Origin of the sequence: Aquabacterium humicola, assembly GCF_030167915.1 — a bacterium.
GTDB classification, from domain to species: Bacteria; Pseudomonadota; Gammaproteobacteria; order Burkholderiales; family Burkholderiaceae_C; genus Pseudaquabacterium; species Pseudaquabacterium humicola.
The window spans coordinates 1,571,584-1,596,321 of the sequence record NZ_JARGNB010000001.1; the positions used below are offsets into that span (position 1 = coordinate 1,571,584).

20 protein-coding genes are annotated in these 24,738 nt (G+C 71.3%); 4 read left to right on the forward strand and 16 right to left on the reverse strand.

Annotated features, from left to right (window positions below; translation table 11 throughout):
- Positions 1 to 38: 38 nt before the first annotated feature.
- The 8 genes from P1K89_RS06980 to P1K89_RS07015 all read right to left on the reverse strand — a co-directional run bounded on the left by P1K89_RS06980 (position 39) and on the right by P1K89_RS07015 (position 6,800).
- Complete coding sequence (locus P1K89_RS06980; RefSeq protein WP_284615660.1) at positions 39 to 1,172, reverse strand: HD-GYP domain-containing protein; 1,134 nt, start codon at positions 1,170 to 1,172, stop codon at positions 39 to 41.
- A 94-nt stretch (positions 1,173 to 1,266) separates the two neighbouring features.
- The gene (locus tag P1K89_RS06985) at positions 1,267 to 2,154 is read right to left on the reverse strand and encodes a ribose-phosphate diphosphokinase (protein WP_284615661.1); all 888 of its coding nucleotides are present in this window, start codon (positions 2,152 to 2,154) and stop codon (positions 1,267 to 1,269) included.
- On the reverse strand, positions 2,151 to 2,927 hold the full coding sequence (locus tag P1K89_RS06990; RefSeq protein ID WP_284615662.1) for a lysophospholipid acyltransferase family protein: 777 nt from the start codon (positions 2,925 to 2,927) through the stop codon (positions 2,151 to 2,153). The genes P1K89_RS06985 and P1K89_RS06990 overlap by 4 nt, the downstream gene beginning before the upstream one ends.
- A 112-nt stretch (positions 2,928 to 3,039) precedes the next feature.
- On the reverse strand, positions 3,040 to 4,344 hold the full coding sequence (locus P1K89_RS06995; protein WP_284615663.1) for a dihydroorotase: 1,305 nt from the start codon (positions 4,342 to 4,344) through the stop codon (positions 3,040 to 3,042).
- An 8-nt stretch (positions 4,345 to 4,352) separates the two neighbouring features.
- Positions 4,353 to 5,315 (reverse strand): aspartate carbamoyltransferase catalytic subunit, encoded by a 963-nt coding sequence (locus P1K89_RS07000; protein ID WP_284615664.1) that lies wholly within the window; start codon positions 5,313 to 5,315, stop codon positions 4,353 to 4,355.
- On the reverse strand, positions 5,315 to 5,821 hold the full coding sequence (pyrR, locus tag P1K89_RS07005) for a bifunctional pyr operon transcriptional regulator/uracil phosphoribosyltransferase PyrR (protein WP_284615666.1): 507 nt from the start codon (positions 5,819 to 5,821) through the stop codon (positions 5,315 to 5,317). The genes P1K89_RS07000 and pyrR overlap by 1 nt, the downstream gene beginning before the upstream one ends.
- Positions 5,818 to 6,225 (reverse strand): Holliday junction resolvase RuvX, encoded by a 408-nt coding sequence (gene ruvX / locus P1K89_RS07010; RefSeq protein ID WP_284615667.1) that lies wholly within the window; start codon positions 6,223 to 6,225, stop codon positions 5,818 to 5,820. Before ruvX ends, pyrR begins: the two co-directional genes overlap by 4 nt.
- The gene (locus tag P1K89_RS07015; RefSeq protein WP_284615668.1) at positions 6,222 to 6,800 is read right to left on the reverse strand and encodes a YqgE/AlgH family protein; all 579 of its coding nucleotides are present in this window, start codon (positions 6,798 to 6,800) and stop codon (positions 6,222 to 6,224) included. The genes ruvX and P1K89_RS07015 overlap by 4 nt, the downstream gene beginning before the upstream one ends.
- 54 nt (positions 6,801 to 6,854) lie before the next feature.
- On the opposite strand from P1K89_RS07015, the gene P1K89_RS07020 reads away from it, so the two are divergent.
- Positions 6,855 to 8,327, forward strand: a complete 1,473-nt coding sequence (locus tag P1K89_RS07020) for a cryptochrome/photolyase family protein (protein ID WP_284615669.1) — start codon at positions 6,855 to 6,857, stop codon at positions 8,325 to 8,327.
- Positions 8,328 to 8,336: 9 nt separating this feature from the next.
- On the opposite strand, the gene P1K89_RS07025 is transcribed toward P1K89_RS07020, so the two are convergent.
- From P1K89_RS07025 to P1K89_RS07060, 8 genes are all read right to left on the reverse strand, one after another.
- Positions 8,337 to 9,359, reverse strand: coding sequence for an alpha/beta hydrolase family protein (locus tag P1K89_RS07025; protein WP_284615670.1), 1,023 nt, complete (start codon positions 9,357 to 9,359; stop codon positions 8,337 to 8,339).
- Positions 9,360 to 9,374: 15 nt separating this feature from the next.
- The gene (locus P1K89_RS07030) at positions 9,375 to 10,403 is read right to left on the reverse strand and encodes a GGDEF domain-containing protein (RefSeq protein WP_284615671.1); all 1,029 of its coding nucleotides are present in this window, start codon (positions 10,401 to 10,403) and stop codon (positions 9,375 to 9,377) included.
- A gap of 36 nt (positions 10,404 to 10,439) precedes the next feature.
- Complete coding sequence (locus P1K89_RS07035) at positions 10,440 to 17,327, reverse strand: hybrid sensor histidine kinase/response regulator (RefSeq protein WP_284615672.1); 6,888 nt, start codon at positions 17,325 to 17,327, stop codon at positions 10,440 to 10,442.
- Between the two features lie 40 nt (positions 17,328 to 17,367).
- Entirely contained in the window at positions 17,368 to 19,698 is a 2,331-nt protein-coding gene (locus P1K89_RS07040) for a methyl-accepting chemotaxis protein (RefSeq protein WP_284615673.1), read from the reverse strand.
- Positions 19,699 to 19,770: 72 nt separating this feature from the next.
- Complete coding sequence (locus P1K89_RS07045; RefSeq protein WP_284615674.1) at positions 19,771 to 20,298, reverse strand: chemotaxis protein CheW; 528 nt, start codon at positions 20,296 to 20,298, stop codon at positions 19,771 to 19,773.
- Positions 20,299 to 20,317: 19 nt separating this feature from the next.
- On the reverse strand, positions 20,318 to 20,683 hold the full coding sequence (locus P1K89_RS07050; protein WP_284615675.1) for a response regulator: 366 nt from the start codon (positions 20,681 to 20,683) through the stop codon (positions 20,318 to 20,320).
- 39 nt (positions 20,684 to 20,722) lie between these two features.
- Positions 20,723 to 21,148, reverse strand: a complete 426-nt coding sequence (locus P1K89_RS07055) for a response regulator (RefSeq protein WP_439897954.1) — start codon at positions 21,146 to 21,148, stop codon at positions 20,723 to 20,725.
- Between the two features lie 59 nt (positions 21,149 to 21,207).
- The gene (locus tag P1K89_RS07060) at positions 21,208 to 21,360 is read right to left on the reverse strand and encodes a rubredoxin (protein ID WP_284616326.1); all 153 of its coding nucleotides are present in this window, start codon (positions 21,358 to 21,360) and stop codon (positions 21,208 to 21,210) included.
- 182 nt (positions 21,361 to 21,542) lie between these two features.
- Here P1K89_RS07060 and thiD point away from each other — a divergent pair, with 182 nt between their 5' ends.
- Genes thiD through P1K89_RS07075 form a run of 3 tightly spaced genes read left to right on the forward strand, consistent with a single transcriptional unit; the run spans position 21,543 to position 24,638 of the window.
- Entirely contained in the window at positions 21,543 to 22,511 is a 969-nt protein-coding gene (thiD, locus tag P1K89_RS07065) for a bifunctional hydroxymethylpyrimidine kinase/phosphomethylpyrimidine kinase (protein WP_284615676.1), read from the forward strand.
- A gap of 7 nt (positions 22,512 to 22,518) precedes the next feature.
- Positions 22,519 to 23,808: a glutamate-1-semialdehyde 2,1-aminomutase gene (gene hemL, locus P1K89_RS07070; RefSeq protein ID WP_284615677.1), complete on the forward strand. Its 1,290-nt coding sequence runs from the start codon at positions 22,519 to 22,521 to the stop codon at positions 23,806 to 23,808.
- A complete protein-coding gene (locus P1K89_RS07075) occupies positions 23,805 to 24,638 on the forward strand; it encodes a D-hexose-6-phosphate mutarotase (protein ID WP_284615678.1) in 834 nt (277 codons plus the stop codon). Before hemL ends, P1K89_RS07075 begins: the two co-directional genes overlap by 4 nt.
- Positions 24,639 to 24,738 lie beyond the last annotated feature (100 nt).

Consider the following 24,738-nt stretch of genomic DNA (forward strand, 5'->3'; position numbering starts at 1 on the left):
GCAACCGGGCCCGGCCGAGCTGCCGCCCCTTTCGGACGCTATTCGGCCAGGCCGTAGAGCCGCTCCGGCGGCACGCGCTGCAACAGCGACGCGTCCGCCGCCGCGGCCTTGATCGCGAAGGCCGGCTGCGCGGTGTCGCGGCGCGTGGTCGCGACGGTCGGCATGCCGGACTTGTCGGTGATCGCGGCGGCCATCGGCGTCAGCGCGGTGGGGCCGCGGCGGATCACCACCGCCTGCTCGCCCGAGGCCAGCTGCACGACATTGCCCGGCGGGTAGATGCCGTACTCCTTGATGATGGCCGAAGCCAGCGGGTTGCCGGCGGCCTCGGCGAACATCTGCCGCGCCGCCTCCTGGATCGACAGGGCCTTGCGGTCGGCGCGCGCGCTGATCTTGGCGATGAAGACATCGGCCATGCGCAGCGCGGTGGCCTCCTCGCCCACCTCGGCCAGGCCGGCCGGATAACCGCCGCCGCCGCGGCGCTCGTGGTGCTGCAGCACGGCGTCGAGCCAGCGTTCGTCGGCGATGCCCGCGCTGCGCAGCCGCTCGGCCGTCGCCTGCGGATGGGCCCGCACCTGCTCGCGCTGCGTGTCGGTGATGCGGCCCATCGCGGCGACGCGCCCCTGCAGCTCGGTGATCGTCAGGTTCATCGTCAGCGCCGCCTTCACCAGACTGCGCACACGCTCGGGCTCCCAGCCCACACGCTGGCCCATCAGCTGGCACACCAGGGCGGTGTGCAGCGCATGCGTCAGGCCGTACAGCGGCAGGCGGCGCGGGTCCTGCCGCACCGACAGGAAGATGGCGATGTCGACGTCGCGCTGCACCAGTTCCATCTGCAAGGTCGCGAACTCGTCGCAGCGCGCGGCGAAGCCGGGCTCGTCGATGCTCTTGTGCAGGCGGTCCAGGTGCCAGGCCGACTGCTCCCACAGGTCGAACAGCGTGCGCTTGCGCCCGTTGGCCGCTTCGACCGGCTGGCGGCCTTCCTTGTAGGCCTTGACCTCTTCCAGGTCGGCGTAGAGGCCGCGGGCGATCAGCGAGGCCAGCTGCTGCTCGGAATCGAGCATCTGGCCACGGGCCAGCAGCAGCTTGCCGTGTTCGTCGCGGATGCCGAACGGCAGGGCCGCGCCCACCTTCAACTGGCCCGATACGAGCTTGAGCAGTTGCTGCGTCGCCACCTGGCGGATTCCTTCACCTTCCCAACGGCGAGCGCACTCTAGATCGGAAGTCAGTGCCCGCCTAGCGGGTCGTACCCGGGGACGCGGACCGTCCTCAGGCGAAGCGCCGCACCGCCTCGGCCAGCAGCGGGGCGACCGGGATGCAGGCCGATTCATGCGGCACCGCGTCGCTGGACCAGACGTGGCGCACGCCGGCGGCACGCACCTGCGCATACGCGTCGCCGACGAACAGGGCATGCGTCACCGCGACATCCACGCTCGCCGCACCGGCGGCCAGGCAGGCTTCGGCGGCCTCGATCAACGTGCGCCCGGTGCTGGCGACGTCGTCCATCAGCACGACGGCGCGGCCGCCCAGCGGCACCGACGGCGGCAGCGTCACGCGCACGTCGCGGTCGCCGCGGCGCTGCTTGCGGCAGGTCGCGTACTCGAGCCCGAAGGCGCGTCCGGCCTCGGCCACCCACTGCAACGCCTCCTCGTCGGGACCAAGCAGCAACGCCTGCGGCACTTCGCGATGCACCCACTCGCCGAGCGCACGCGCGGCGGTGACCGAGATCGCGCGGCAGCCCGGCATCACTTCGTCGAGCGAGTGGATGCGGTGCAGGTGCGGATCGACCGTCACCAGCCCGTCGATCACCTTCGCGAGCAGCCCCGCGATGTGGCGCTGGCTGACGGCCTCGCCGGGCGTGAACGCGATGTCCTGGCGCATGTAGGCGAGGTAGGGGCTGACCAGCAGCAGCTCGCGCACCCCGAGCTCGCGGGCAGCGGGGGCGGTGATCAGCACCTCGACCAGCTTGTGATTCGGCCGGTGCAGGCCGCGCAGCAGCAGCACGCTGGCCGGCAGCTGCGGCGGCAGCCTGAGCTTGATCTCGCCGTCGGGGAATCGATGGCGCTCGATGCGCTCGAGCGGCAGCGCCAGCGACGCGGCCAGCGCCTGCGCGAGGTGCCATTCGTCGTCGAAGGCCAGGATCAGCGCAGGTCTCATCGGGGCTCCTCGGCGGCATTGTGATCGCGATGCAGTTCGGCGGCGATCGCGCTGCGTACCAGCGCGGCCAGCGCACGCCGGTCGGCATGGCGGCTGCCCTGCGGCGGCAGCACCACGACGTGCACGCGCAGATCGCGCGCGCGGGCGATGGTCCAGACGCTGTCGACGAGCGTCGTGTCCCCGAGCCAGGCGACGACCGGGCTGAAGCGCTGCACCGCATCGGCGTACCGCAACGCCAGCGCCTGCACCGGCACGTTCGTTGAAATCGCCGCCTGCAGCAGGTTGGCGTGAAAGGGCAGCACGGTCTGACCGTCGCCGGTGGTGCCCTCGGGGAACACCGCGACGACGTCGCCGCCGTCGAGCGCGGCCGCCACCTGGTGCACGACGCGCAGCGCATCGCGCTTGCGTTCGCGCTCGATGAACAGCGTGCCGACGGCGCCGACCAGCCAGCCCAGCAGCGGCCACGCACGCACGTCGGCCTTGGACACGAAGCGCGCCCGCGGGCAGCTGGCGTGGATCACCAGGATGTCGAGCCACGAGACGTGGTTGGCCAGCAGCAGCACGGCGCCGTTGCGCACCGTGCCATCGACGACCACCTCGATGCCCAGCAGGCGCAGCAGCTTGCCGGCCCACCAGCCGATGCGCCCGTGGCGGCCGGCGGCATCCAGGGCGTGCCAGCGCAGCGCGACGATGGCCATGCCGTGTGCGACGTGCAGCAGCACGCGCACGAGCCGCCATGCGGCGTGCAGCCGCCCGACGCGGGCGTTCGTCACCGAAGGTCAGGCCCCGCCGGGCCGCCCCAAGGGGCCTGATCCCCCGGGATCGCGCAAGGGATCCTGTCGGATCCGGGGGGACCACGCCGCAGGCGTGTAGGGGGCCATGATCTCAGGCCTCGTAGGCCACGGTGCCGGCGACCAGGGTCGCACGCACGCGGCCCGGTAGCGCCATGCCGGTGGCCGCGAAGGCGAACGGCGTGTGGCGGCCCTGGCTGCGCAACGCGGCGGCATCGACAGTCCAGGTCTGCTCGGGATCGAAGACGCAGACGTCGGCGATGCCGCCTTCGATCAGCCGGCCGGCGCTCGACTGCAGCGAACCGAGCGCTTCGCCGAGCACGCGCACCGGCTCGCTGGTCACGCGGGCCAGCGTCTGCGGCAGCGGCAGCCCGGACTCGGCGCCCCATTTCAGCGCCAGGCTCAGCAACAGTTCCAGGCCGGTGGCGCCGGGTTCGGCCTCGGCGAAGGGCAGATTCTTGTCGTCCTCGTCGACCGGCGTGTGGTCGGACACCAGCGCGTCGATCGTGCCGTCGGCCAGCCCGGCGCGCAGCGCGTCGCGGTCGGCGCCCTGGCGCAGCGGCGGCGTCAGCCGCATCGCCGAGTTGAAGTAGCCGATGTCGACGTCGGTCAGGTGCAGCGAGTTGATGCTGACGTCCGAGGTGAGCGGCAACCCTTCCGCCTTCGCGGCGCGCACGATCGCGACGCCGGCCGCGCTGGACAGCCGGCACAGGTGCACGCGCGCGCCGGTGATGCGCTGCAGCTCGACGATGGTCTGCAGCGCGATGGTCTCGGCGGCCACCGGCACGCCCGACAGGCCGAGCCGCGTCGCCACCGCACCGCTGGCCGCGACGCCCTGCCCGAGCGAGGCGTCCTGCGGCCGCAGCCAGACGCTGTAGCCGAAGGTCGCCGCGTACTGCAGCGCGCGCATCAGCACCAGGTTGTCGCGCAGCGCGACCTCGGCCTGCGAGAAGCCGACGCAGCCGGCCTCGGTCAGTTCGGCCATCTCGGTCAGCACCTCGCCTTCGAGGCGGCGCGTCAGCGCGCCGAGCGGGAACAGCCGGCACAGGCTCAGCTTGCGGGCGCGGAACTTCAGCATCTCGACGAGGCCGGGCTCGTCGAGCGCGGGGTCGGTGTCGGGCGGGCAGACGAGGCTGGTGACGCCGCCGGCCGCCGCCGCGTTGAGCTCGCTCTCGAGCATGCCCTCGTGCTCGTGGCCCGGCTCGCGCAGGCGCGCGGCGAGGTCGACGAGCCCCGGCACGACGACGCAGCCGCGCGCATCGATCACCCGGCTGGCGTTGAAGTCATCGCCGACGCGGCCGATCGTCACGATGCGGCCGGCGGCGATGGCGATGTCGGCCGTCTCGTCGCGGCCCGAGGCCGGGTCGATCACCCGGCCGTTCCTGATCAGGATCTTCATCTGTGCGTTCAGGCTTCGTTGCCGGCGATGATGGACATCACCGCCATGCGCACGGCGATGCCGAAGGTGACCTGCGGCAGGATCACGCTGTGCGAGCCGTCGGCGACCGCCGAGTCGATCTCGACGCCGCGGTTGATCGGGCCCGGGTGCATGACGATGGCGTCGGACTTCGCGAGCGCGAGCTTGTGATCGGTGAGGCCGTAGTTCTTGAAGAACTCGCCGGCCGACGGCAGCATCGCGCCGCTCATGCGCTCGTTCTGCAGGCGCAGCATGATGATCACGTCGGCGCCGCGCACGCCTTCGGCCATGTCGTGGCACACGCGCACGCCCATGCCTTGAAGGTCGCCGGGCACCAGCGTCTTCGGGCCGACGGCGCGGATGTCCGGCACGCCCAGCGTGGTCAGCGCGTGGATGTCGGAGCGCGCGACGCGCGAATGCACGATGTCGCCGACGATGGCCACCGACAGCTGCGTGAAGTCGCGCTTGAAGTGGCGGATCGTGTACATGTCCAGCAGCCCCTGTGTCGGGTGCGCATGGCGGCCGTCGCCGGCGTTGACCACGTGCACGTGCGGCGCGCAGTGCTGGGCGATCAGGTAGGGCGCGCCGCTCTCGCCGTGGCGCACGACGAACATGTCGGCATGCATCGCGCTGAGGTTGGCGATGGTGTCGAGCAGGCTCTCGCCCTTGGCGGTCGACGAGCGCGCGATGTCGAGGTTGATGACGTCGGCGCTCAGCCGCTTCGCGGCGATCTCGAAGGTCGTGCGGGTGCGCGTCGAGTTCTCGAAGAACAGGTTGAAGACGCTCTTGCCGCGCAGCAGCGGCACCTTCTTGACCTCGCGCTCGTTGACCGACAGGAAGGTGCCGGCGGTGTCGAGGATGTGCGTCAGCACCTCGCGCGGCAGGCCCTCGATCGACAGCAGGTGGATCAGCTCGCCGTTCGCGTTGAGCTGTGGATTGCGTTTGTGCAGCATCAGGCGGAGTCCTCGCGGACGGAGAACGCGAAGCGGCCGTCTTCCGCGCGCGCCAGCGACAGGCGCTGCGCGGGCGCCAGCACGACCTTGGCCGCGGCGAACGCGGGCTGGATCGGCAGCTCGCGGCCGCCGCGGTCGACGAGCACCGCCAAGGTCACGCTCGCAGGCCGGCCGAAGTCGAACAGCTCGTTGAGCACCGCGCGGATCGTGCGGCCGGTGAACAGCACGTCGTCGATCAGCAGGATGTGCGCGCCGTCGACGGCGAACGGGATCTTCGTGGCATCGACGCCCCCGGCCAGGCCGCGCTCGCCGAAGTCGTCGCGGTGCAGCGTGCTGGAGATCACGCCGGGCTTGCCGGCCAGCTGCAGGTCGGCCTGCAGGCGCTCGGCCAGCCAAGCGCCGCCGGACCAGATGCCCAGCAGGGCCATCTCGGGCCGCCACAGGCCGCGCACGCCGGCGCGCAGCTCGGCGTACAGCGCCTCGGCATCGAGGGTCAGGGTGGTCATGGAAGGTTCGTCAGGTATTGATCGAGGATCACGGCGGCCGAGGCGGCATCGACGTCCGCCGCGCCGCTGCGCGCCGCTTCGGTCGTCGAGTAGCGCTCGTCGACCTCGTGCACCGGCAGCCGGAAGCGGCCGTGCAGCTGGCGGGCGAAGCGCTGCGCGCGGCGCGTATTGTCGTGCGGCGCGCCGTCCGGATGCACAGGCACGCCGACCACCAGCGCATCGGGCCGCCACTCGGCGATCAGCCGGCCGATGTGCTCGAAGCGTGCATCAGCCGGCGCGGCGATCGTCGTCAGCGCGGTGGCATGGCCCAGCACGGTGTTGCCGCTCGCGACGCCGATGCGCTGGGTGCCGAAATCGAAGGCCAGGAACGACTGCGGGCGCTGGACCGCGGCGCCCTGGTTCATGCGTGGCCGGCTTCCTGGCTCAGCATGCGCGGATCGATGCCCAGCAGCGACAACGCGCGGTCGTAACGTTGTTCGACCGGCGTGTCGAAGATGATCTCGCGCTGCGCGTCGACGGTGAGCCAGCCGTTGCGGCCGATCTCGTCCTCGAGCTGGCCGGCGCCCCAGCCGCTGTAGCCCAGCGTGACCAGCAGCTTCTTCGGGCCGGCGCCCTGCGACAGTGCTTCCAGCACGTCCTTGCTGGTGGTCATCTCGAGGCCGCCGGGGATCGACAGCGTCGAGTTGTACGGCCGCTCGGCATCGCCCAGGCGTTCGTGCAGCACGAAGCCGCGTTCGGTCTGCACCGGACCGCCGAAGTACACCGGCTGCTCGGCGAGCTCGGGGGAATCCAAGCTCAGCTCGATGCGCTCGAACAGGTTCTTCAGCTTGATGTCGATCGGCTTGTTGATCACCAGCCCGAGCGCGCCCTTCTCGGTGTGCTCGCACAGGTAGACGACCGAACCGGCAAACGTGTCGTCGGCCATGCCGGGCATGGCGATCAGGAACTGGTTGGTCAGGTTGATCCGATCGGACGACATGGCTGCATTCTAGAGCCGCGGCTCCGCCGCTCGCCGTGGGCGACACTGGCCTGCATGGACAAGCCGAACGCCCGCGCCCTGGTCTGGTTCCGTCGTGATCTGAGGGTCGACGACCACGCGGCGCTGCACCACGCGCTGGTGTCGGCGCGGCAGGTGTGGTGCGCCTTCGCCTTCGACCGCGCGATCCTCGACCCCCTGCCGCGCGCCGACCGCCGAGTCGAGTTCATCCACGACAGCGTCGTCGAGCTCGATGCGGCGCTGCGCGAGAAGGCGGCGGCGCACGGCGTGCAAGGCGGCGGGCTGATCGTCCGGCACGGCCGCGCCGCGGACGAGCTGCCGGCGCTGGCCGCGAGGCTCGACGTGCAGGCCGTCTACACGAACCACGACGACGATCCGGCCGCGCTGGCGCGCGATGCGGCGGTGCGCGACGCGCTGGCGGCGAAGGGCATCGCGCTGCACAGCTTCAAGGACCACGTGGTCTTCGAGCGCCGCGAATTGATGACGGGGGCCGGCGCACCCTACAGCGTCTTCACGCCGTACAAGAACGCCTGGTTGCGTGCGCTGCAGCCGCAGCACCTGCGGGCCTGGCCGGTCGAGCAGCACGCGAGCGCGCTGGCGGCGCGGCCGGCGGACCTCGCCGGCCTCCCGGGCCTGCGCGCACTCGGCTTCGAAGCCACCAACCTGCATCAGCTGGCGCTGCCGACGGGCGCTTCCGGCGCACAGGCCCTGCTCGACGATTTCCTCGACCGTATCGACGACTACGCCGCGACGCGCGACTTCCCGGCGCGCAAGGGGCCCAGCTACCTGTCGACCCACCTGCGCTTCGGCACCGTCTCGATCCGGCGCCTGGCCGACGCGGCCTGGCAACGCGTGCAGGGCGGCTCGCGCGGCGCCGAGGTCTGGCTGTCGGAACTGGTGTGGCGCGACTTCTACCACCAGGTGCTGCACCACCACCCCCACGTGGTCGGCCACGCGTTCCGGCCCGCCTATGACCGCATCCGCTGGGCCGACGGCCCCGCGGCCGACGCGCATTTCGACGCGTGGTGCGCCGGCCGCACCGGCTACCCGCTGGTGGATGCCGCGATGCGCCAGATCAACCAGACCGGGTACATGCACAACCGGCTGCGCATGGTCGCCGCTAGCTTCCTGGTCAAGGACCTGGGGCTGGACTGGCGGCGCGGCGAGGCGTATTTCGCTGTGCACCTCAACGACTTCGACCTCGCCGCCAACAACGGCGGCTGGCAGTGGGCCGCGTCCACCGGCTGCGACGCGCAGCCGTACTTCCGCATCTTCAACCCGGTGTCGCAGAGCGAACGCTTCGACCCGGACGGACGCTTCATCCGCCGCTACCTGCCCGAGCTGGCGGGGCTGCCCGATGCACTGATCCACGCGCCGTGGCGCGCGCGCCCGGTCGACCTGGCCGCCGCCGGCCTCGTGCTCGGCCGCGACTATCCGCGGCCGCTGGTCGACCACGATGACGCGCGCCGCGAGACGCTCGCGCGCTTCGCGGTGGCCCGCGGTGGCTGATCGCCGCGCTCAGCGCGACGGGTTCGTATAGCGCGACAGCAGCGGCCCGAACTGCTGCGGCCACTGCGCCAGGCCGGCGCTGTCGCCGTCGAAGACGCTGCGCAGGAAGGCCAGCGACAGCGCCTGCGTCGCGCGCTTGATCTGCGGGTTGAGCACCGCGCCGCCGGTGCCGGTGCGGTCGGTGAAGATGCTGTGCGAGCCGCCTTCGAAGACGGCCAGGGTCTTGCGGCCACCGCCGGTCGCCTCGTAGACCGCGAGCCGGTCCTCGGCGGCCGAGTAGTAGCCGGGCACCCGGATCACGTCGTCGGTGCTGGTCACGTGCAGGCTCGGCACCTCGATGCCGCCGAGGATGCGCTGCACCGACGACTCGCCGTAGAACGGCGGCGCCGAGATGACGATCGCCGCCTTCAGCCGCGGATCGCGCAGCTCCATCGGCCGGCCCTCGCGCTCGACGCGGGCACCGACCGCCAGCAGCGTCGTGTTCGCGCCATACGAATGGCCGGCCGCGACGATGCGCGTCGTGTCGATCTTCGCCGCGAGCTCGCCGCCGAGCAGCTGGTCGAGCGCGAAGCGCAGGTCATGCACGCGCGCGATCGCTTCGCGCTCCTGGGCCGCCGCCTGCAGGCGGCCGACGACACCGAGCAGGTTGCCCTGCCAGACCCCGCGGTCGCTGCCGACATGTTGCAGGTGCAGGCTGGCGTAACCCTGGCTGGCCCAATAGCGGCCGAGGTAGGTGTAGCCCAGCCGCGAGCCACCGATGCCGTGCGAGAACACGATCAGCGGCACGGGCGCGTCGTTCAGCGCGCGATCGGGCAGGTACAGCCGCACCGGCACCGCGCGCTGTCGCACCTCGTCGGTCCAGTCGAAGTCGCGGGTCGTGAAGCCCGCCAGCGGCACGATCGGCTCGACCCGCGCGCTGACCGCCGGCGGCGGAAGCACGTCGGGCGCCTCGGCGCGCGCCGGACAGAAGAACGTGCCGACGAGCGGCACGGCGAGGGCGATGGGGAGGAGGCGGCGCCAGAGCATCGCCATCAGAGGCGGGCAGCCTCAGAAAAGTTCGACGTCGCCGACCTTGGAATCGTCGTCGAGCATGCCGCGGCCCACCAGGTCGGCATGGCTGCAGACCTGGTTGCGCCCGTGCGTCTTGGCCCAGTACACCGCCTTGTCCGCGCGCTCGAAGGCCGAGCTCGGCGTGTCGCCGGGCTTGAGCATCGTGAAGCCGACCGAGACGGTGATGTTGCCGACCTGCGGGAACTGGTAGGCCGCGACGCTGGTGCGCAGGCGCTCGAACGCCCGGCCGGCATCGGCATCGCTGGCGCAACGCATCATCACGACGAACTCCTCGCCGCCGAAGCGGTACAGGCGGTCGTGGTAGCGGAAGCACGAACGCATCAGCCGCGACAGCAGCAGCAGCACCTCGTCGCCGATCAGGTGGCCGAAGTTGTCGTTGACCGACTTGAAGTGGTCGATGTCGAGCACGCCGATGAAGTGCAGCTGCGGGCCGCCGCGGGTGCGCCGTTCGCCCGGCGACGCACTGCCCTCGTCGGCGGCCTGACTCGACAGCTTGTAGAAGGCCTCGTCGAAGGTCTTGCGGTTCAGCAGGCCGGTCAGCGTGTCGCGCTCGGAGTAGTCGAGCAGGCTCTGGAAGTTCCGGTAGATGCGCAGGATGCTGGCGACCAAGCGTTGCTGGTCGCCGTCCAGCGGCGCCCCCGATTCGATCTCGACCACGCCGGCGACGTCGCGGTCGGTGAACAGCGGGAAGATCGTGACGTGCGGCGTGCCGGGCACGTTGACCGGCTCGTGGCTGTCGATCGCCGCGACGCGCGCCGGAAACTCGGCCAGGCGCGGCAGGCTGTCGAACTCGACCCACAGCGGGTCGGCGGTGGCGGCGGCTTCGTCGGCGGCCAGCCGGGCCCGGGTCAGCCAGCGGCGGCCGGAGTCCTCGCCGACACAGCGGTGGATCGCGACGCGCTGCGGCTCGAGCAGGTCGCGCAGCGCACCGGCAAGCGTGGTGTCCAGCACATCGCGGTCGCGAAAGCCGGTCAGCTCGGCGAGGTGGTCGACTACCTTGGACATCTGGTCACTGCGCTGTCGATCGCCTGCCGGCGGAGCTCAGGCAGGGGCGACCTTGCGCGTGTAGTTTGCCACCAGGCTCAGCAGCTCATCCTCGGCAAACGGTTTGCCAAGGTAATGATTCACACCGAGCTCGGCCGCGTAGTCGCGGTGCTTCTGCGCGATGCGCGAGGTGATCATGATCACCGGCAGGCCGGCCAGGCGCGCATCGACGCGCATGTTGCGCACCAGGTCGAAGCCGTCCATGCGCGGCATCTCGATGTCGGTCAGCACCACGCTGGGCAGCTCGTCGGCCAGTTTCTCCAGCCCGTCGAGGCCGTCCTTGGCCAGCGTCACGCGGTAGCCTTCGCGCAGCAGCAGGCGCTGCGTCACGCGGCGCACCGTCAGCGAGTCGTCGACCACCAGCACCAGCGGCGCCTGCTCGGTCTCGGCCTCCGCGACCACCTGCTGCTCGGCGCCGCGGCGAACGGCGTCGAGTGCGGCAATCGTCGCGGCACGCGCGCTGCCGGCGTACAGCGCGGCCAGCGCCACCGGGTTGTAGATCAGCGCCGGCGCACCGGACGGCAGCAGCGTCATGCCGGTCAGGCCCGGCAGGCGCGACAGCTGCGGCCCGAGGTTCTTGACCACCACTTCCTGGTTGCCCAGCACTTCGTCGACGTGCAGCGCGATGCGCTGCGCGGCGCTGCGGATCACGACGATCGGCACGCTGCGGCCGGTGGCCTGGCCGAGCGGCGTGCCCTGCAGCAGCGCGCCGAGCCAGAAGAACGGCAGGTCGTGGTCGGCGAAGCGGTAGTGGCCCGACTGATAACAGCCGGGCAGCTCGGCGGCCGGCAGGCGGCGCACGATCTCGATCAGCGTCGACGGGACCGCGACCGTGAGGTCGGCGCAGCGCAGCATCACCACCTGCGTCACCGCGGTGGTCAGCGGCAGCACGAGGCGGAAGCTGGTGCCCTGGCCGGCGGCGGTGGCGGTCTCGATGCGGCCGCCCATCGCGTTGACGTCGGCGCGCACCACGTCCATGCCGACGCCGCGGCCGGCAAGGCCGGTCACCTGCTCGGCGGTGGAGAAGCCGGGGTGGAAGATCGTCGCGGCGATCTCGGCCTCGGTCGGCTGCGCGTCGGCGGCCAACAGGCCCATCGCGACCGCCTTCTGGTGGATGCGCGGCAGGTTCAGACCGGCGCCGTCGTCGCGGAAATCGACGCCGACCTCGTTGCCTTCCTGGGTCACCGAGATGGTGATGGTGCCCGCCGGTTCCTTGCCGCGCTGCTCGCGTTCGGCCGGCGCTTCGATGCCGTGCGCGACGCTGTTGCGCAGCAGGTGTTCGAAGGCGCCGGTCATCCGGTCGAGCACGCCGCGGTCGATTTCGATCGAGCCGCCGAGGATGTCCAGCCGCACCTGCTTGCCGGTTTCCTTGGCCGCCTGGCGCACCACGCGGTAGAGGCGCTCGGACAGGCCCTCGAACTCCACCATGCGCGTGCGCAGCAGGTCGTCCTGCAGGTCGCGCGTCAGGCGCGCCTGCGTGGCGAGCTCGTCCTCGGCCGACTGCAGCGTGCGCTGCAGGCCGCGCTGCACGGTGGCCACGTCGTTGACCGACTCGGCCATCATGCGCGTCACTTCCTGGAAGCGCGTGAAGCGGTCCATCTCCAGCGGATCGAACTCCTGCGACGACGCGCGGGCGGCTTCCATCCGGGTGGTGATCTGCGACTCGGCCTGCAGCTCGATGTCGCGCAGCTGGCGGCGCAGGCGCTCCAGGTTGTCGGTCAGGTCGCCGAGCGCGCCCTTGATCTGCGAGACGTCGGATTCGATGCGGGCGCGCGTGATGCTGACCTCGCCGGCATGGTTCACCAGGCGGTCGAGCAGCGGGGCGCGCACGCGAACCGCGGCGGTCTGGGCGCTGGCGGCGCTGCGCGTCTCTTCGACGGCGACGCTGCTGCCGCGTTCGAAGCGGGTCCAGTCGATCGCGCGCGGCGCGGCCGAGGGTGCGCGATGCGGCGCAGCGGGCGGCGGCAGCGGCGCCGGCGGCGCTTCGAGCGCCTGCTCCAGCGGCATGTCCAGTGTCGTCTCGAGGGTCGACTCGAGCGTCGAGTCGGCGTCGAGCTCGAGCACCGGCTCGAGGCCGGAGTCGACCGCGTCCTGCGGCACCGACTCGTGCGTCACGTGCGCTTCGGCATCGGCGGGCATCACGCCACCGCCGCGGCGCAGCGCCTCGAAGTGCGCTTCCATCGCATCGGCGCGATGCGACAGCGGCTCGATGTCGTCGGCTTGCACATGCGGCGAGGCCAGCAGGTGCTCGATGGCCGTCTCGAGGCGGTGCGCCATCTCGCCCAGGCGCATCGCGCCGGCCAGGCGGGCCCCGCCCTTGAGCGTGTGCAGGGTGCGCATGCAGGCCGCGGCCGCGGCCGGCTCGCCGGGGCGGCGGCCCCAGTCGCGCAGGCGCGACTGCAGCTGCGGGATCAGCTCGAGACCCTCTTCCTCGAAGATCGGGAACAGCTCGGCGTCGATCGCATCGACCTCGTCGATGTCGTCGTCGGTGTCGAGCGCATCGATGCGCACCGGCGCCGGCCGCGCCGCGACCTCGGGCAGCGGCGCGAAAGGCATCAGCGCGGGCTGGCCGAGCTCGCCCATCAGCGTGCTCAGGCTGGTGTCGGCCTCCGTCGCGGCTGCGGCGTCACCGGGCTCGAGCTCCAGCGTCGTGTCCGGTGCGGCGTGCTCGATCTCGTGCAGGCGGGCGACCAGGTCCGCCTCGGGGGACCGCAGGAAGCCGGCGGCGAACTGGTGCAGCAGCCGACGGATCTCCTCGCCGGTGGCGGCAAAGACCTCGGCCTCGGCGCCGCGGCCCTGGCCGCGGTCGTTCGAGCGCATCAGCGCATGTTCGAGCGACCGGGCGAGCTGCGACAGCTCGGCGTAGCCGACGGTGGCCGAGCTGCCGGCCAGCGAGTGCGCCAGCGCGATCGCCGTCGTGCCGACCGGACGTTGCTGCTCGTGCGTCCACTCGGCCAGCTCGGTCGTCAGGCGGCGCGACAGCTCGTCGGCCTCGTTGAGGTAGATGTTGAACAGCGGGATGCCGATGCGCAGCGGCCCGATGACCTTGACCTGCTCGGCTTCGTCGTCGAGCGCGCCGGTTTCGGTCGGCGCAGGCTCGGCTGGCACCTCGGCCACGGCCTCGGGCGCGGCTTCGGCCAGCACGTCCGGCACCGGCGTGGCGTCCGGCAGCGCGCCCGTTTCGGTCGGCTCGGCGGCTGGCTCGGCGGCCGGCTCGGCGGCCGGCTCGAGCGCCTCGACCGCCGGTTCGGCGGCGGCTTCGAGGCGGTCGATCGACTCGATGGTGTCAGGACTCTCGCCCGCGTCGACGTCGACGGCGGGCAGTTCGGGCTCGATCGACTCGACCGCTTCGAGCGCCGGCGCTTCGTCCGCCGGCATCGCGACCGCCAGCTCGGGCGCGACCGCCTCGGCCGGCACGTCGGCGGACTCGATCACTTCGATCGGCTCGACCGCGGCATCCGGCACCAGCAGGTCGTCGAGCGCCGCGTCGGTATCGATCACCTCGACGGCCCCGACCGCGGTGATCGCCTCGTCGGCCACGACCGGCAAGGCCGGCTCGTCCGACAGGTCGATCAGCGGCGCGTCGACCGGCTGTGCCGGTGCCGCCGGCGACAGCGACATCGACTCGGGCAGGCGCAGCTCGAAATCGGGCTCCAGCGCATCGGCCTGCGGCAGGGCCTCGGGCGCGGGCGGTGGCGCGAGGTCGAGGTCGGCCGCCGCCGGCAGGTCCGGCACCACGGCATCCAGCGCCGGCCAGGGCGGCTCGGTGTCGGGCGATGCCAGCTCGGCGGCCAGCACGTCGCTGCGCAGTGCCAGCGTCTCTTCGGCGTCGAGCCGCAGGGTCTGCTCGGGTTCCAGCGCCAGCGTCTGTTCGGCCCCGAGGTCCAGCGTGCGTTCGCCGAGCGGCAGGGTCTCTTCCGCGGGCAGGGTCGGCGCTTCCTCGGCCACCAGCGGCAAGGTGTGCTCGGCCGTCAACGGCAGCGTCTGCTCGGCCGACGGCGGCAGGTCGAGCGTCAACAGCTCGTCGCCGCGCAGCGCCAGCGTGGCCTCGATGTCGCCCGCCGGCAGCGGTTCGGCCGTGGCCGGTCCGTCGAACGGGTTCTCGAGCGGCGGCAGGTCGAGCGAGATCGTTTCGATGACCTCGACCGACGGCGGCGCGGGCGGCTCGTCCACCGGCATCAGGCCGTGCTCGGTGGCGGCGAAGGTCGACACGGCGGCCTCGGCCTGCAGCGGCTCGACCGGTTGTGGCTCGACCGGCTGCGGCTCGGCGACTTCGATGACCTCGACGGCGGCGATCGGCTCGACCAGCGGCGGCGGCTCGGCAACGGCCGGCTTGGAGGCCGCCGCCAGGCTCGCGGCCAGCGGCTGCCAGCGGTTGTCCAGGCGCAACGCATCGGCGCTGTGGCTCACCGGCTGGTGGTGGAAGCCGCCATCCCGGCGCTGCTCGATCGCGTCGACCCACTGCTCGAAATGGTCCAGCACCTCGGCGGTGAAGCCGCGCAGGTCCGCATCGGCGGCACCGCTGTCGGCCAGGCGCGCGTTGTACAGCTGCTCGCAGGCCCAGCCGGCCTCGCCGAATTCGCGCAGGCCCACCATGCGCGAGCTGCCCTTGAGCGTGTGGAACGCGCGCCGCACCGTCGTCATCGCGGCGTTGTCGTCGGGCTTGTCGTTCAGCTCGGCGAGCGCGCCGCGCGCGTTCTCGATCACCTCGCGCGCTTCCTCGAGGAAGATCTCGCGCATCTCGGCGTCTTCCTCGAGGCCCGTCTCGCCCGGGGCGGTCGGCGGGCTCGGCGGCGGCACCGGGCGCTGCGGTTCAACTTCCAGCGGCGCGCTGATGGTCGTCTGCGCGACGAAATCGGTGATCGAGGCCATCGCCTGCTGGCGCGCGGCGTCCAGCGAGGCCGGGTCGGCCTCCTGCGCGGCATGGGCCAGCGTCGAATGGGCGCGGCTGGCGACCTCGGCCAGCGCCGGCTGGTCGGCCGCGCGGGCCTGCTGCGACAGGCGCTCGAGCTCGCGCGTCAGCTGCTCGGCATCGGCATCGGGCTGCGCCGCGACCTGCGCCAGCGACTGCGCCTGCTCGACGAGCACCGGTGCGTCGTCGGCCGCCGCCTCGAGGTCGGCGAAGCCGCTCGTGCGCTCGGCGCGGCTGATCACCGCGCTCAGGTTGCCGGTGGCCGGGTCGAAGCGGAACAGCGACTTCGCCAGCTGCGGCTGCACGCTGAGCATGTCGATCAGGAAACTCAGCGCGCCGAGGTTGTCGGCCAGGCGGTCGAAGGTGCCGACCTCCGCGGCGCGCGCCGCGTCGACCTCGGTATTGGCCAGCTCGTCGACGTCGTCGCGCATGCGCACGACGGCCTGGGAGGCCTGGTCCATGCCCAGCACGGACAGCACGCCGCGCATCGCCGACAGCTGCGCCGGCACCGGGAACAGGAGCTCGCGCTGCACCGGATTGCGGAAGTACTGGTCGATCTGCTTCTCGACCTCGGACAGCGAGGCGCGCAGCTCCTGCACCACGCTGCCCATGGTCTGGCGATCGCTGACGCGGCGGTACAGCTCCTCCATCCAGCGGTCGAGCACGCCCGGCTCGCGGCCGGCGCGCACGTCGTCGATGCGCTGCGCCAGCCGGCGCACGCGCGTGCCCATGTCGGGATGATCGAAGTCGGCGTCCTCGAGCGACGCGTCGACGTAGAGCAGCGCGGTGGCGACTTCCATCGCCAGCTCGGCCGGCGGTTCGGCGCCGGACTGGACGGCATGCGCCGCCGCGCCCTGCAACGCAGCACCCAGCGTCTCGCCGTCGGTGTAGAGGCGCTGCAGCGAGTCGGCGACCAGCGAGAACGGCTCGGCCAGACCGGACAGACGGGCCAGCTCGCCGGCCGCGACCGCCGACCAGCACTCCTTCGCCGCAGCGACCCGCTTGCGGGCCTGCACGATCCACGCCGGATCGAAGCGGCCGAGCCGGGGGGACTGGTAGTCGACCGGCGGCTCGTCGCCGAGGTCATAGGCCTTGCGCACCGCGGCCAGGCGCGGACCCGCCGGCTGCGTGCCGCTGCTGGCGGCCTGGGCGCAGAAGAACAGCAGGTCCTGCGCCAGGCGGTCGGAGGCATCGGCCTGCGGACCGGCGCGCAGCTGTGCGAGCAGCCGCGACGCAACGCGCTTGCCGTACACATCCGTCGGCAGCAGGCCGCCGGCCTGGGCCTCGAAGAACGCGGCCGCCAGCTGCCACAGCGTGACCGCATGGGCCTCGGTGGCGCCGGCGGCGAGGCCGGCGAAGAGGTCGCTCATGCGCCCGGCGGCCGCCGGGTTCGGCCCGCGCATCAGCGGCAGCAGCTCGGCCTCGACGCGGTTCATCGTCTCGGCATCCGCGGCGCGCGGCTCGGTCGCGGGATCCTTGGCCAGGTCGTGCCAGGCCCACTCGCGGCCCCACAGGTCCGCCGGGTGCACGCGGCTGGCGCCGGCGAGCTCCTGCAGCGCGCGGTACTGCGGGAACATCAGCAGCGGCGACACGCCCTTGCCGGCGAGGCGCCGGGCCAGGAAGTCGAGCACCGCGAACGAACCCTGCTCGATCGTGCGCACCGCCTGCAGCGTCATCAGCTTGGGCTTCGCGCCCAGGCGCTGGATCGCGGCCTCGGCCGCACGCAGCGGCTGTGCGGCGACGCCCAGCCCCACTAGCTCGAGCGCGCCGACGCTCTGGTGGAACATCGTGCGCGCCTGGCGCAGCACGGCCGGGTCGACGGTGTCGACGTCGGAGTTGCCGAGCGCCTCGGCTTCCTTCAGGTAGCGGTACAGCGCCTTCTGGGCGGTGTCGAGCGAACGGCGCAACTCGTCGTACACCCAGGCCAGGGTGCTCAAGTCGTCGTTCATGCCGGGTTCGTTCGTCGTGGCCATCGTGCGGTCGGGCGCTGCGCCGGAGGAGGGGTCGGAAGGATCAGGCGATCTTGAACCGCGCCACCGACTGCTTCAGTTCTTCAGCCGAGCGGGACAGCTCGCGCACCATCTGCGCGGTCGAGCGCGTGCCCTCGCCGGTCTGCTCGGTCACCGCGAAGATGTGCTGGATGTTGCTGGCGACGATGTTGGCCGACTCGGCTTCGCTGGACGCCTGCGCCGAGATCTGTTCGATCAGCTCGGCGAGCTGCCGCGTCACGCGGTCGATGTCGCCCAGTGCGGAACCGGCCGCATCGGACAGCCGCGCCCCCTCGACCACGCCCTGCGTCGAGCGCGCCATGGCGGCCACCGCGTCCTGCGTATCGGTCTGAATGGTCTTCACCAGCGCCGAGATCTGGCGCGTCGCGTCGGCCGAGCGTTCGGCCAGCCGCTGCACTTCCTCGGCCACCACCGAGAAGCCCCGGCCCGCTTCGCCGGCGGAGGCCGCCTGGATGGCGGCGTTCAGCGCCAGCACGTTCGTCTGCTCGGTAATGTCCGAAATCAGCTCGGTGATTTCGCCGATCTCCTGCGACGACTCGCCAAGCCGCTTGATGCGCTTGGAGGTCTCCTGGATCTGGTCGCGGATCGAGTTCATGCCGCCGATCGAGTTCTGCACCGCGGTCAGGCCGGTCTCGGCCGCTTCCAGCGAGCGCCGGGCCACCTGCGCCGACTGCTGCGCCTGGGCCGACACGTCGTTGATTCGCGCCGCCATCTGCAGCACCGACTCGCCGGTCTCGCGGATCTCGCGCAGCTGTTCGTCGGACGCGGCGAGCAGTTCGGTCGACGTGGCTTCCACCTGCTGCGTCGTTTCCGTCACGCGGCCCACCGTGCCTTGCACCTGCGAAACGAGCGTCCGGAGTTCTTCCACGGTGTAGTTCACCGAGTCGGCGATGGCGCCGGTGATGTCTTCCGTCACCGTGGCCTGCTGGGTCAAATCGCCCTCGGCCACCGCCTGCAGCTCGTTCATCAACCGCAAAATTGCTGCCTGGTTCGCATCGTTGACGCGCTTGGCTTCCTGCTCCTGGCGCTCGGCTTCCTGTCGTTGCGCTTCGGCCTGCAGCGTCTGCTGGGCCTTGCCTTGCACGTACAGGCGCAGGAAGCCCCAGCCGCCGGCCAGCAGCAGCAGCACGCCGATCAGCATGCCGATGAAGTGCAGCGCGGTGAAGCCGCCCTCCTTCGCCAGGCGCTCCTGCACGGCCTCGAGGCCCTTGCGCAGCGGCTCGCTGTCCTGCACCACCGCGACCTGCGCTTCCCGCGCGGTCACCAGGCCCTGCAGGTTGCCCAGGATGGCGCTGGCCTGCGTGCGGGTGTCCTCGTACTGCTTGATCAGCAGCTGCAGCCGTTCCTTGGTCTGCGCATCCTTGGTGCCCGGCAGGCGCAGCTCGGGGTTGCCGTTGGTCAGGCCGTCGGCGATCTCGCGGAAGGAGTTCAGGTCCTTGCCGAGCAGGAACACCGCCTCGGGGCTGACACCTTCCATCGTCAGGAATTCGTTGGCGCTCTTGCCGATGCGCTGCGTCAGCATCACCAGCTGGCCGACGGCCGACAGCTCGGCCGGCGACGCGTTCTGCTGCAGCTTCAGCGACGACACCGTCTCGGCGGTCTCGAGCAGGTCGGACGACTGGCGGTTGATCGCACGCAGCGCCTCGCCCACCTGCGTCAGCGTCTTCTGCTGGCTCAGCACGTGGTTGGCGCTCTTCTCGGCGCGGTCGACCAGCGGCAGCAGCGGATCGACCGACTCCTGCACGACGCCGGGCACCGCCGGCAGGTCGGCATCGCCGTTCTTCAGCGCGCGCAGGTTCTTGGCCAGCACGGTGGCCGATTCCTTGACTTCCGGGAAGGCCTGCGCGCTGCCGATCATGGCCTGCGAGACCGCCTTCGCGAGCCGCTGCGACTGCATCAGCGCCTGGCCGGTGGCACCCACCTGCGCGGCGTTCTGGTTCGCGCTGCGCAGCGCCCAGCCCACCGACAGCGCCAGGATCACCGCGCCCGCGATGATCGAGCCGACCAGGATGCGCTGCTGCTCGCCGGGGGAGCGGTTGCCGATCAGCGGCAGCGCGGCGGCGCCGGCGCCGCCGGCGGCCAGCGTCGCGGCGTGCATGCGCGATTCGGCGAAGTCCGGCGCCAACTCGGACGGCGTGGCCTCCGAGATGATCGACGAGTCGCCCACCGTGGGCAGCGCGTTCATGTCGAGCGTGACATGACCCTGCACGTTGGACATCGTCGAGGGGTTGACCTCTTCGCCCTCGGCATCGGCCTGCATCTCGTCGAAATCGCCGGGCGCGTGGTCTGCGTTCTTGCCCCGCCCCATGCCCTTGAGTTTGTCCAGCAAGCCCATGACGCTTCCTCTTCGTTCTTGCCGCGCAATCCGATCACTGGGGGATCGGTCGAGCGGCGCGCCGGCTGTGGATCAGCCGGCGATGCCCAGAAACTGCTGCTGTCCCGCCAGCTCGGCGAGACCGATTTCCTGCCAAACCTTGCCGCCGGCATCGGCCCAGCGGGTGGCGGCGAACGCCGGGCGCTCGCCCGCACTGCCGTCGTCGCGACGCATGTCGGCGGCGTGGCGCAGGCCTTCGAGCCGGTCGACCATCAGCGCGCAATTCATGCCCAGCGCGGCGTTCAACGCGACCAGGCGCGTCTGCTCGCGCGCCGGTCCTTCGGGCGGCGCATCGCGCAGGCCCAGGAAGGACGCAAGGTCGACCACGGCATAGAGCCCGCCGCGCAGGTTGGCGACGCCGACCATCCAGCGCTGCGTGTGCGGCACCGGCATCACCTGGCCGACGTCGAAGATCTCACCCGCCTGTCGCAAGGGGAAGAGCACGCCCTGCCCTGCGCAGTCGACCGCCAGCCATGATTGGCCCGGCTGCTCGGTGCGCACGGCCTGCATGCGCTCGGCCAGGCGGGCTTGCAGTTCGCGCAGGGCTTCCTTGTTGGCCATGGGCTGAGGCGGCGCGGTGTCAGTCGAACTGCTTGATCTTGGCGATCAGCTCGTCCGCCACCACCGGCTTGACCACGTAGTCCTTCGCGCCCTGGCGCATGCCCCAGACGCGATCGGTTTCCTGGTTCTTGCTGGTGCACATGATCACCGGCACGTCCGTGAAGCGCGGATCGCGGGTGATCGTGCGGGTGAGCTGGAAGCCGTTCTGGCCCGGCATCACCACGTCCATCAGGATCAGGTCCGGCTTTTCCTCGGAGAGGCGGCGCATCGCTTCCTCACCGCTCTCGGCGGTGCGCACGGTGTAGCCGCGCTTGGTGAGCAGCTCGGACAGGAAATGAAGTTCGGTCTTCGAATCGTCGACCAGCAGGATCTTTTGGACCGGCATGTCAGTACTCCCCCCGCGTCAGCCACGCGGCGCGGGCCCTCATGATTGTGAATGATCAACAACCGCCGCCAGGCGGCTGAACTGCTGCACGGCCCGCAGCAGCTGCTCTTTCGTGAAAGGCTTGGTGAGGTAGTCCTCGGAACCGACCATGCGGCCGCGCGCCTTGTCGAACAGGCCGTCCTTGGACGACAGCATGATCACCGGCACGTGCGCGAAGCGCGGGTTGCGCTTGATGATCGCGCAGGTCTGGTAGCCGTCGAGCCGAGGCATCAGGATGTCGCAGAAGATCAGCTGCGGGTCATGGTCGTTGACCTTGGCCAGCGCGTCGAAACCGTCCTCGGCCAGCACGACCTCATGGCCACCCTGGCGCAGGAAGATCTCGGCCGAACGGCGGATCGTGTTGCTGTCGTCGATGACCAGCACCCGGGTCCCCGCGGGCGCCAGTTCAGGCACTGGAATCTCCACTCCGGTCTCCTATCGGTTCAAACAGGAGTTGATGATCACCGGGTTATCGGCACCGGCCGTCAGATCTGCACCATCTCGAAATCCTCCTTGCGCGCGCCGCATTCGGGGCAGGTCCAGTTCATCGGGACTGCGGCCCAGGCGGTGCCAGGAGGAATACCGTGTTCGGGATCGCCGGCTGCTTCGTCGTATATCCAGCCGCAGATGAGGCACATCCAGGTGCGCGATTCGGTCACGGTGAAGGGGTGGTTCACTACAATGAAGCGGGCATTGTAGCCACGGGGGTTCGGCAAAAGACAAGGGCTCGTAGGCACATGCGCCACATTCTTCAATTCATTCTCGAGGTCGGTGTGAAGCCTGCACGGCGGACCCCGGGGAATCACTGACGAAGCATTCCATGACTTCAGAAGCGCCAGACGCGCCGGTGGGCGACTCCGCCACCGACGTCCCGCAAGATGCGCCGGCGCCCGCCTGCGTGATGTGCTTCAACGCCGGCGACGCCTCGGGCGCCGGCGGCCTGGCCTGCGACGTGGCCACGCTGGCCGCGATGGGCGCCCACGCGCTGCCGATCACCACCAGCGTGCTGCTGCGCGACTCGGCCGAGATCTTCGACCAGCACGCGCTGGAGCCCGAGATCGTCGTCGAGCAGGCCCGCACGGTGCTCGAGGACATCAGCGTTTCCGGCTGGAAGATCGGCTTCCTCGGCAGCGCCGAGGGCGTCAGCGCGGTCGCCGAGATCCTGTCCGACTACCCGGACATTCCCGCGGTGGCCTACCTGCCCAACCTCGGCTGGCTCGAGGACGACATGGCCCAGCCCTACCTGGAGGCCTTCCGCGAGCTGATCCTGCCGGCCACCGAGGTGCTGGTGGGCAACCACAAGACGCTCACCGACTTCCTGCTGCCGGACTGGGACAACGAGCGACCCGCCTCGGCGCGCGAGCTGGCGGTGGCCGCCGGCGAACGCGGCACGCGCTACGTGCTGGTCACCGGCATCATGCTGGCCGCCAAGGGCACCGAGCAGTACATCGACAACGTGCTCGCGTCGCCGCAGGGCGCGCTGACCGGCGAGAAGTTCGAGATGTTCGAGACCAGCTTCGTCGGCGCCGGCGACACACTGTCGGCCGCGCTGGCCGCGCTGCTGGCCGCCGGCAGCGAGCTGCAGGCCGCCGTCGGCGAGGCGCTGGCCTTCATGGACCAGTCGCTCGACGCCGGCTTCCGCCCCGGCATGGGCAGCGTGATACCGGACCGCTTCTTCTGGGCGCTGCCGCCGGCCGAAGAAGGGGCCGAGGAAGCCGCCGGGGCCGAAGAGGAACCCGCGCCGGAGCCGGAGACCAAGGGCAAGGGCGTGCAGCGCCGCGTGCATTGACATCGACATGACGACCAACGAAGAGCTGTTCGAACGCGCCCAGCGCGTGATCCCGGGCGGCGTCAATTCGCCGGTGCGCGCCTTCCGCGCCGTCGGCGGCACGCCGCGCTTCATCGCCCGCGCCGAGGGCCCGTACATGTGGGACGCCGAGGGCCGGCGCTACATCGACTACATCGGCTCCTGGGGCCCGATGATCCTCGGCCACGGCCATCCGGCGGTATTGGACGCGGTGCGCCAGGCCGCGTCCGAGGGCCTGAGCTTCGGCGCGCCGACCGAGCGCGAGATCGAGCTCGCCGAGCTGATCGTCGACCTCGTGCCGGCCATCGAGCAGGTGCGGCTGGTCAGCTCCGGCACCGAAGCGGCGATGAGCGCGATCCGCCTCGCGCGCGGCGCCACCGGCCGCTCGATGCTGATCAAGTTCGAGGGCTGCTACCACGGCCATGCCGATGCGCTGCTGGTCAAGGCCGGCTCAGGCCTCGCGACCTTCGGCCACCCGACCTCCGCCGGCGTGCCGCCGGAAGTGGTGCAGCACACGCTGGTGCTCGAGTACAACAACCTCGAGCAGCTCGAGGCCGCGTTCGCGCAGCATGGCGCGCAGCTCGCCTGCGTGATGATCGAGCCGATCGCCGGCAACATGAACTTCGTGCGCGCCGCGGTGCCCTTCGTGAAGCGGCTGCGCGAGCTGTGCACGCAGCACGGTGCCCTGCTGGTGTTCGACGAGGTGATGACCGGCTTCCGCGTCGCGCTGGGCGGCGCGCAGAGCCTGTACGCGAAGGCGATCCCCGGCTTCGTGCCGGATATCAGCGTCTTCGGCAAGGTCATCGGCGGCGGCATGCCGCTGGCCGCCTTCGGCACCTCGAAGGCCATCATGCAGCACCTGGCACCGCTGGGGCCGGTCTACCAGGCCGGCACGCTGTCGGGCAACCCGGTGGCCACCGCCTGCGGCCTGGCCACCTTGAAGCAGGTGGCCCAACCCGGCTTCTACGAAGCCCTGGCCGCGCGCACGCGCAGCCTCGTCGACGGGCTGGCGGCGGCCGCACGCGATGCGGGGGTGCCGCTGGCCGTGGACAGCGAAGGCGGCATGTTCGGCTTCTTCTTCGCCGCCGAACTGCCGCAGCACTACAGCGCGGTGATGGCCACCGACAAGGCACGCTTCAACCGCGTCTTCCACGCGATGCTCGACCGCGGCGTCTACCTGGCGCCGGCGCTCTACGAAGCCGGCTTCGTCAGCGCCGCGCACACCGCCGATGACATCGCCGCGACCGTGGCCGCCGCCCGCGAGGCCCTCGCCGCATGATCGAGCAGGTCCAGGTGCTGGGGCAGCCGGCCGTGCGGCTGCGCGGCGCGGATGGGGCGCAAGCCACCGTGCTGCTGCATGGCGGCCAGCTGGTGTCATGGGTCCCCGCCGGTGACGTCGAGCGGCTTTACCTGTCGCCGCAGGCGGTGGCCGGCGCGGGCCAGGCCGTGCGCGGCGGCATCCCGGTGATCTTTCCGCAGTTCGAGCGCCGGGGGTCGTTGCCCCGCCACGGCTTCGCCCGCACGAGGGCCTGGCAGTGGGTCGAGGCCAGCCAGCGCGGCGGCGCCACCACCGGCGTGCTGCGGCTGACCGACGACGACGCCACCCGCGCGCTGTGGCCGCATCGCTTCGAGGCCGAGCTGAGCTTCAGCCTGGCGGGCCTGCGCATGGACGTCGAGCTCGCCGTCGTCAACACCGGCGACGAGCCTCTGGCCTTCACCGCTGCGCTTCACACCTACCTGCGCTGCGACGACGTGCGGCGCGCGCGCCTGTCGGGCCTGTACGGCACGCGCTACATCGACAGCCTGAGCGGCCAGGAGCAGCGCCAGGAGATCGATCCGCAGGGCTTCTCCGGCGAGATCGACCGCATCTACTTCGACGCGCGCGAGCCGCTGTCGCTGGCCACGGCCTTTGGACGCATGACGATCGAGCAGGAAGGCTTCGACGACATCGTGGTCTGGAACCCGGGCCCTCAGAAGGCCGCGGCGTTGGCCGACCTGCCGGACGAGGACTGGACGCAGATGCTCTGCGTCGAGGCGGCCTGCATCGGCCGGCCGGTGAAGCTGGCGCCGGGCAGCGAGTGGGTCGGCCGCCAGGCGTTCGAGGCCTGACCAGCGACACGCGACCGGCGCCGGGCCGCCCCCCCAAGGCGGCCGCGCAACCCGACCAGCACCGCAATCGGCGGGTGGGCTCGCGTACGCGCGGGCCCGG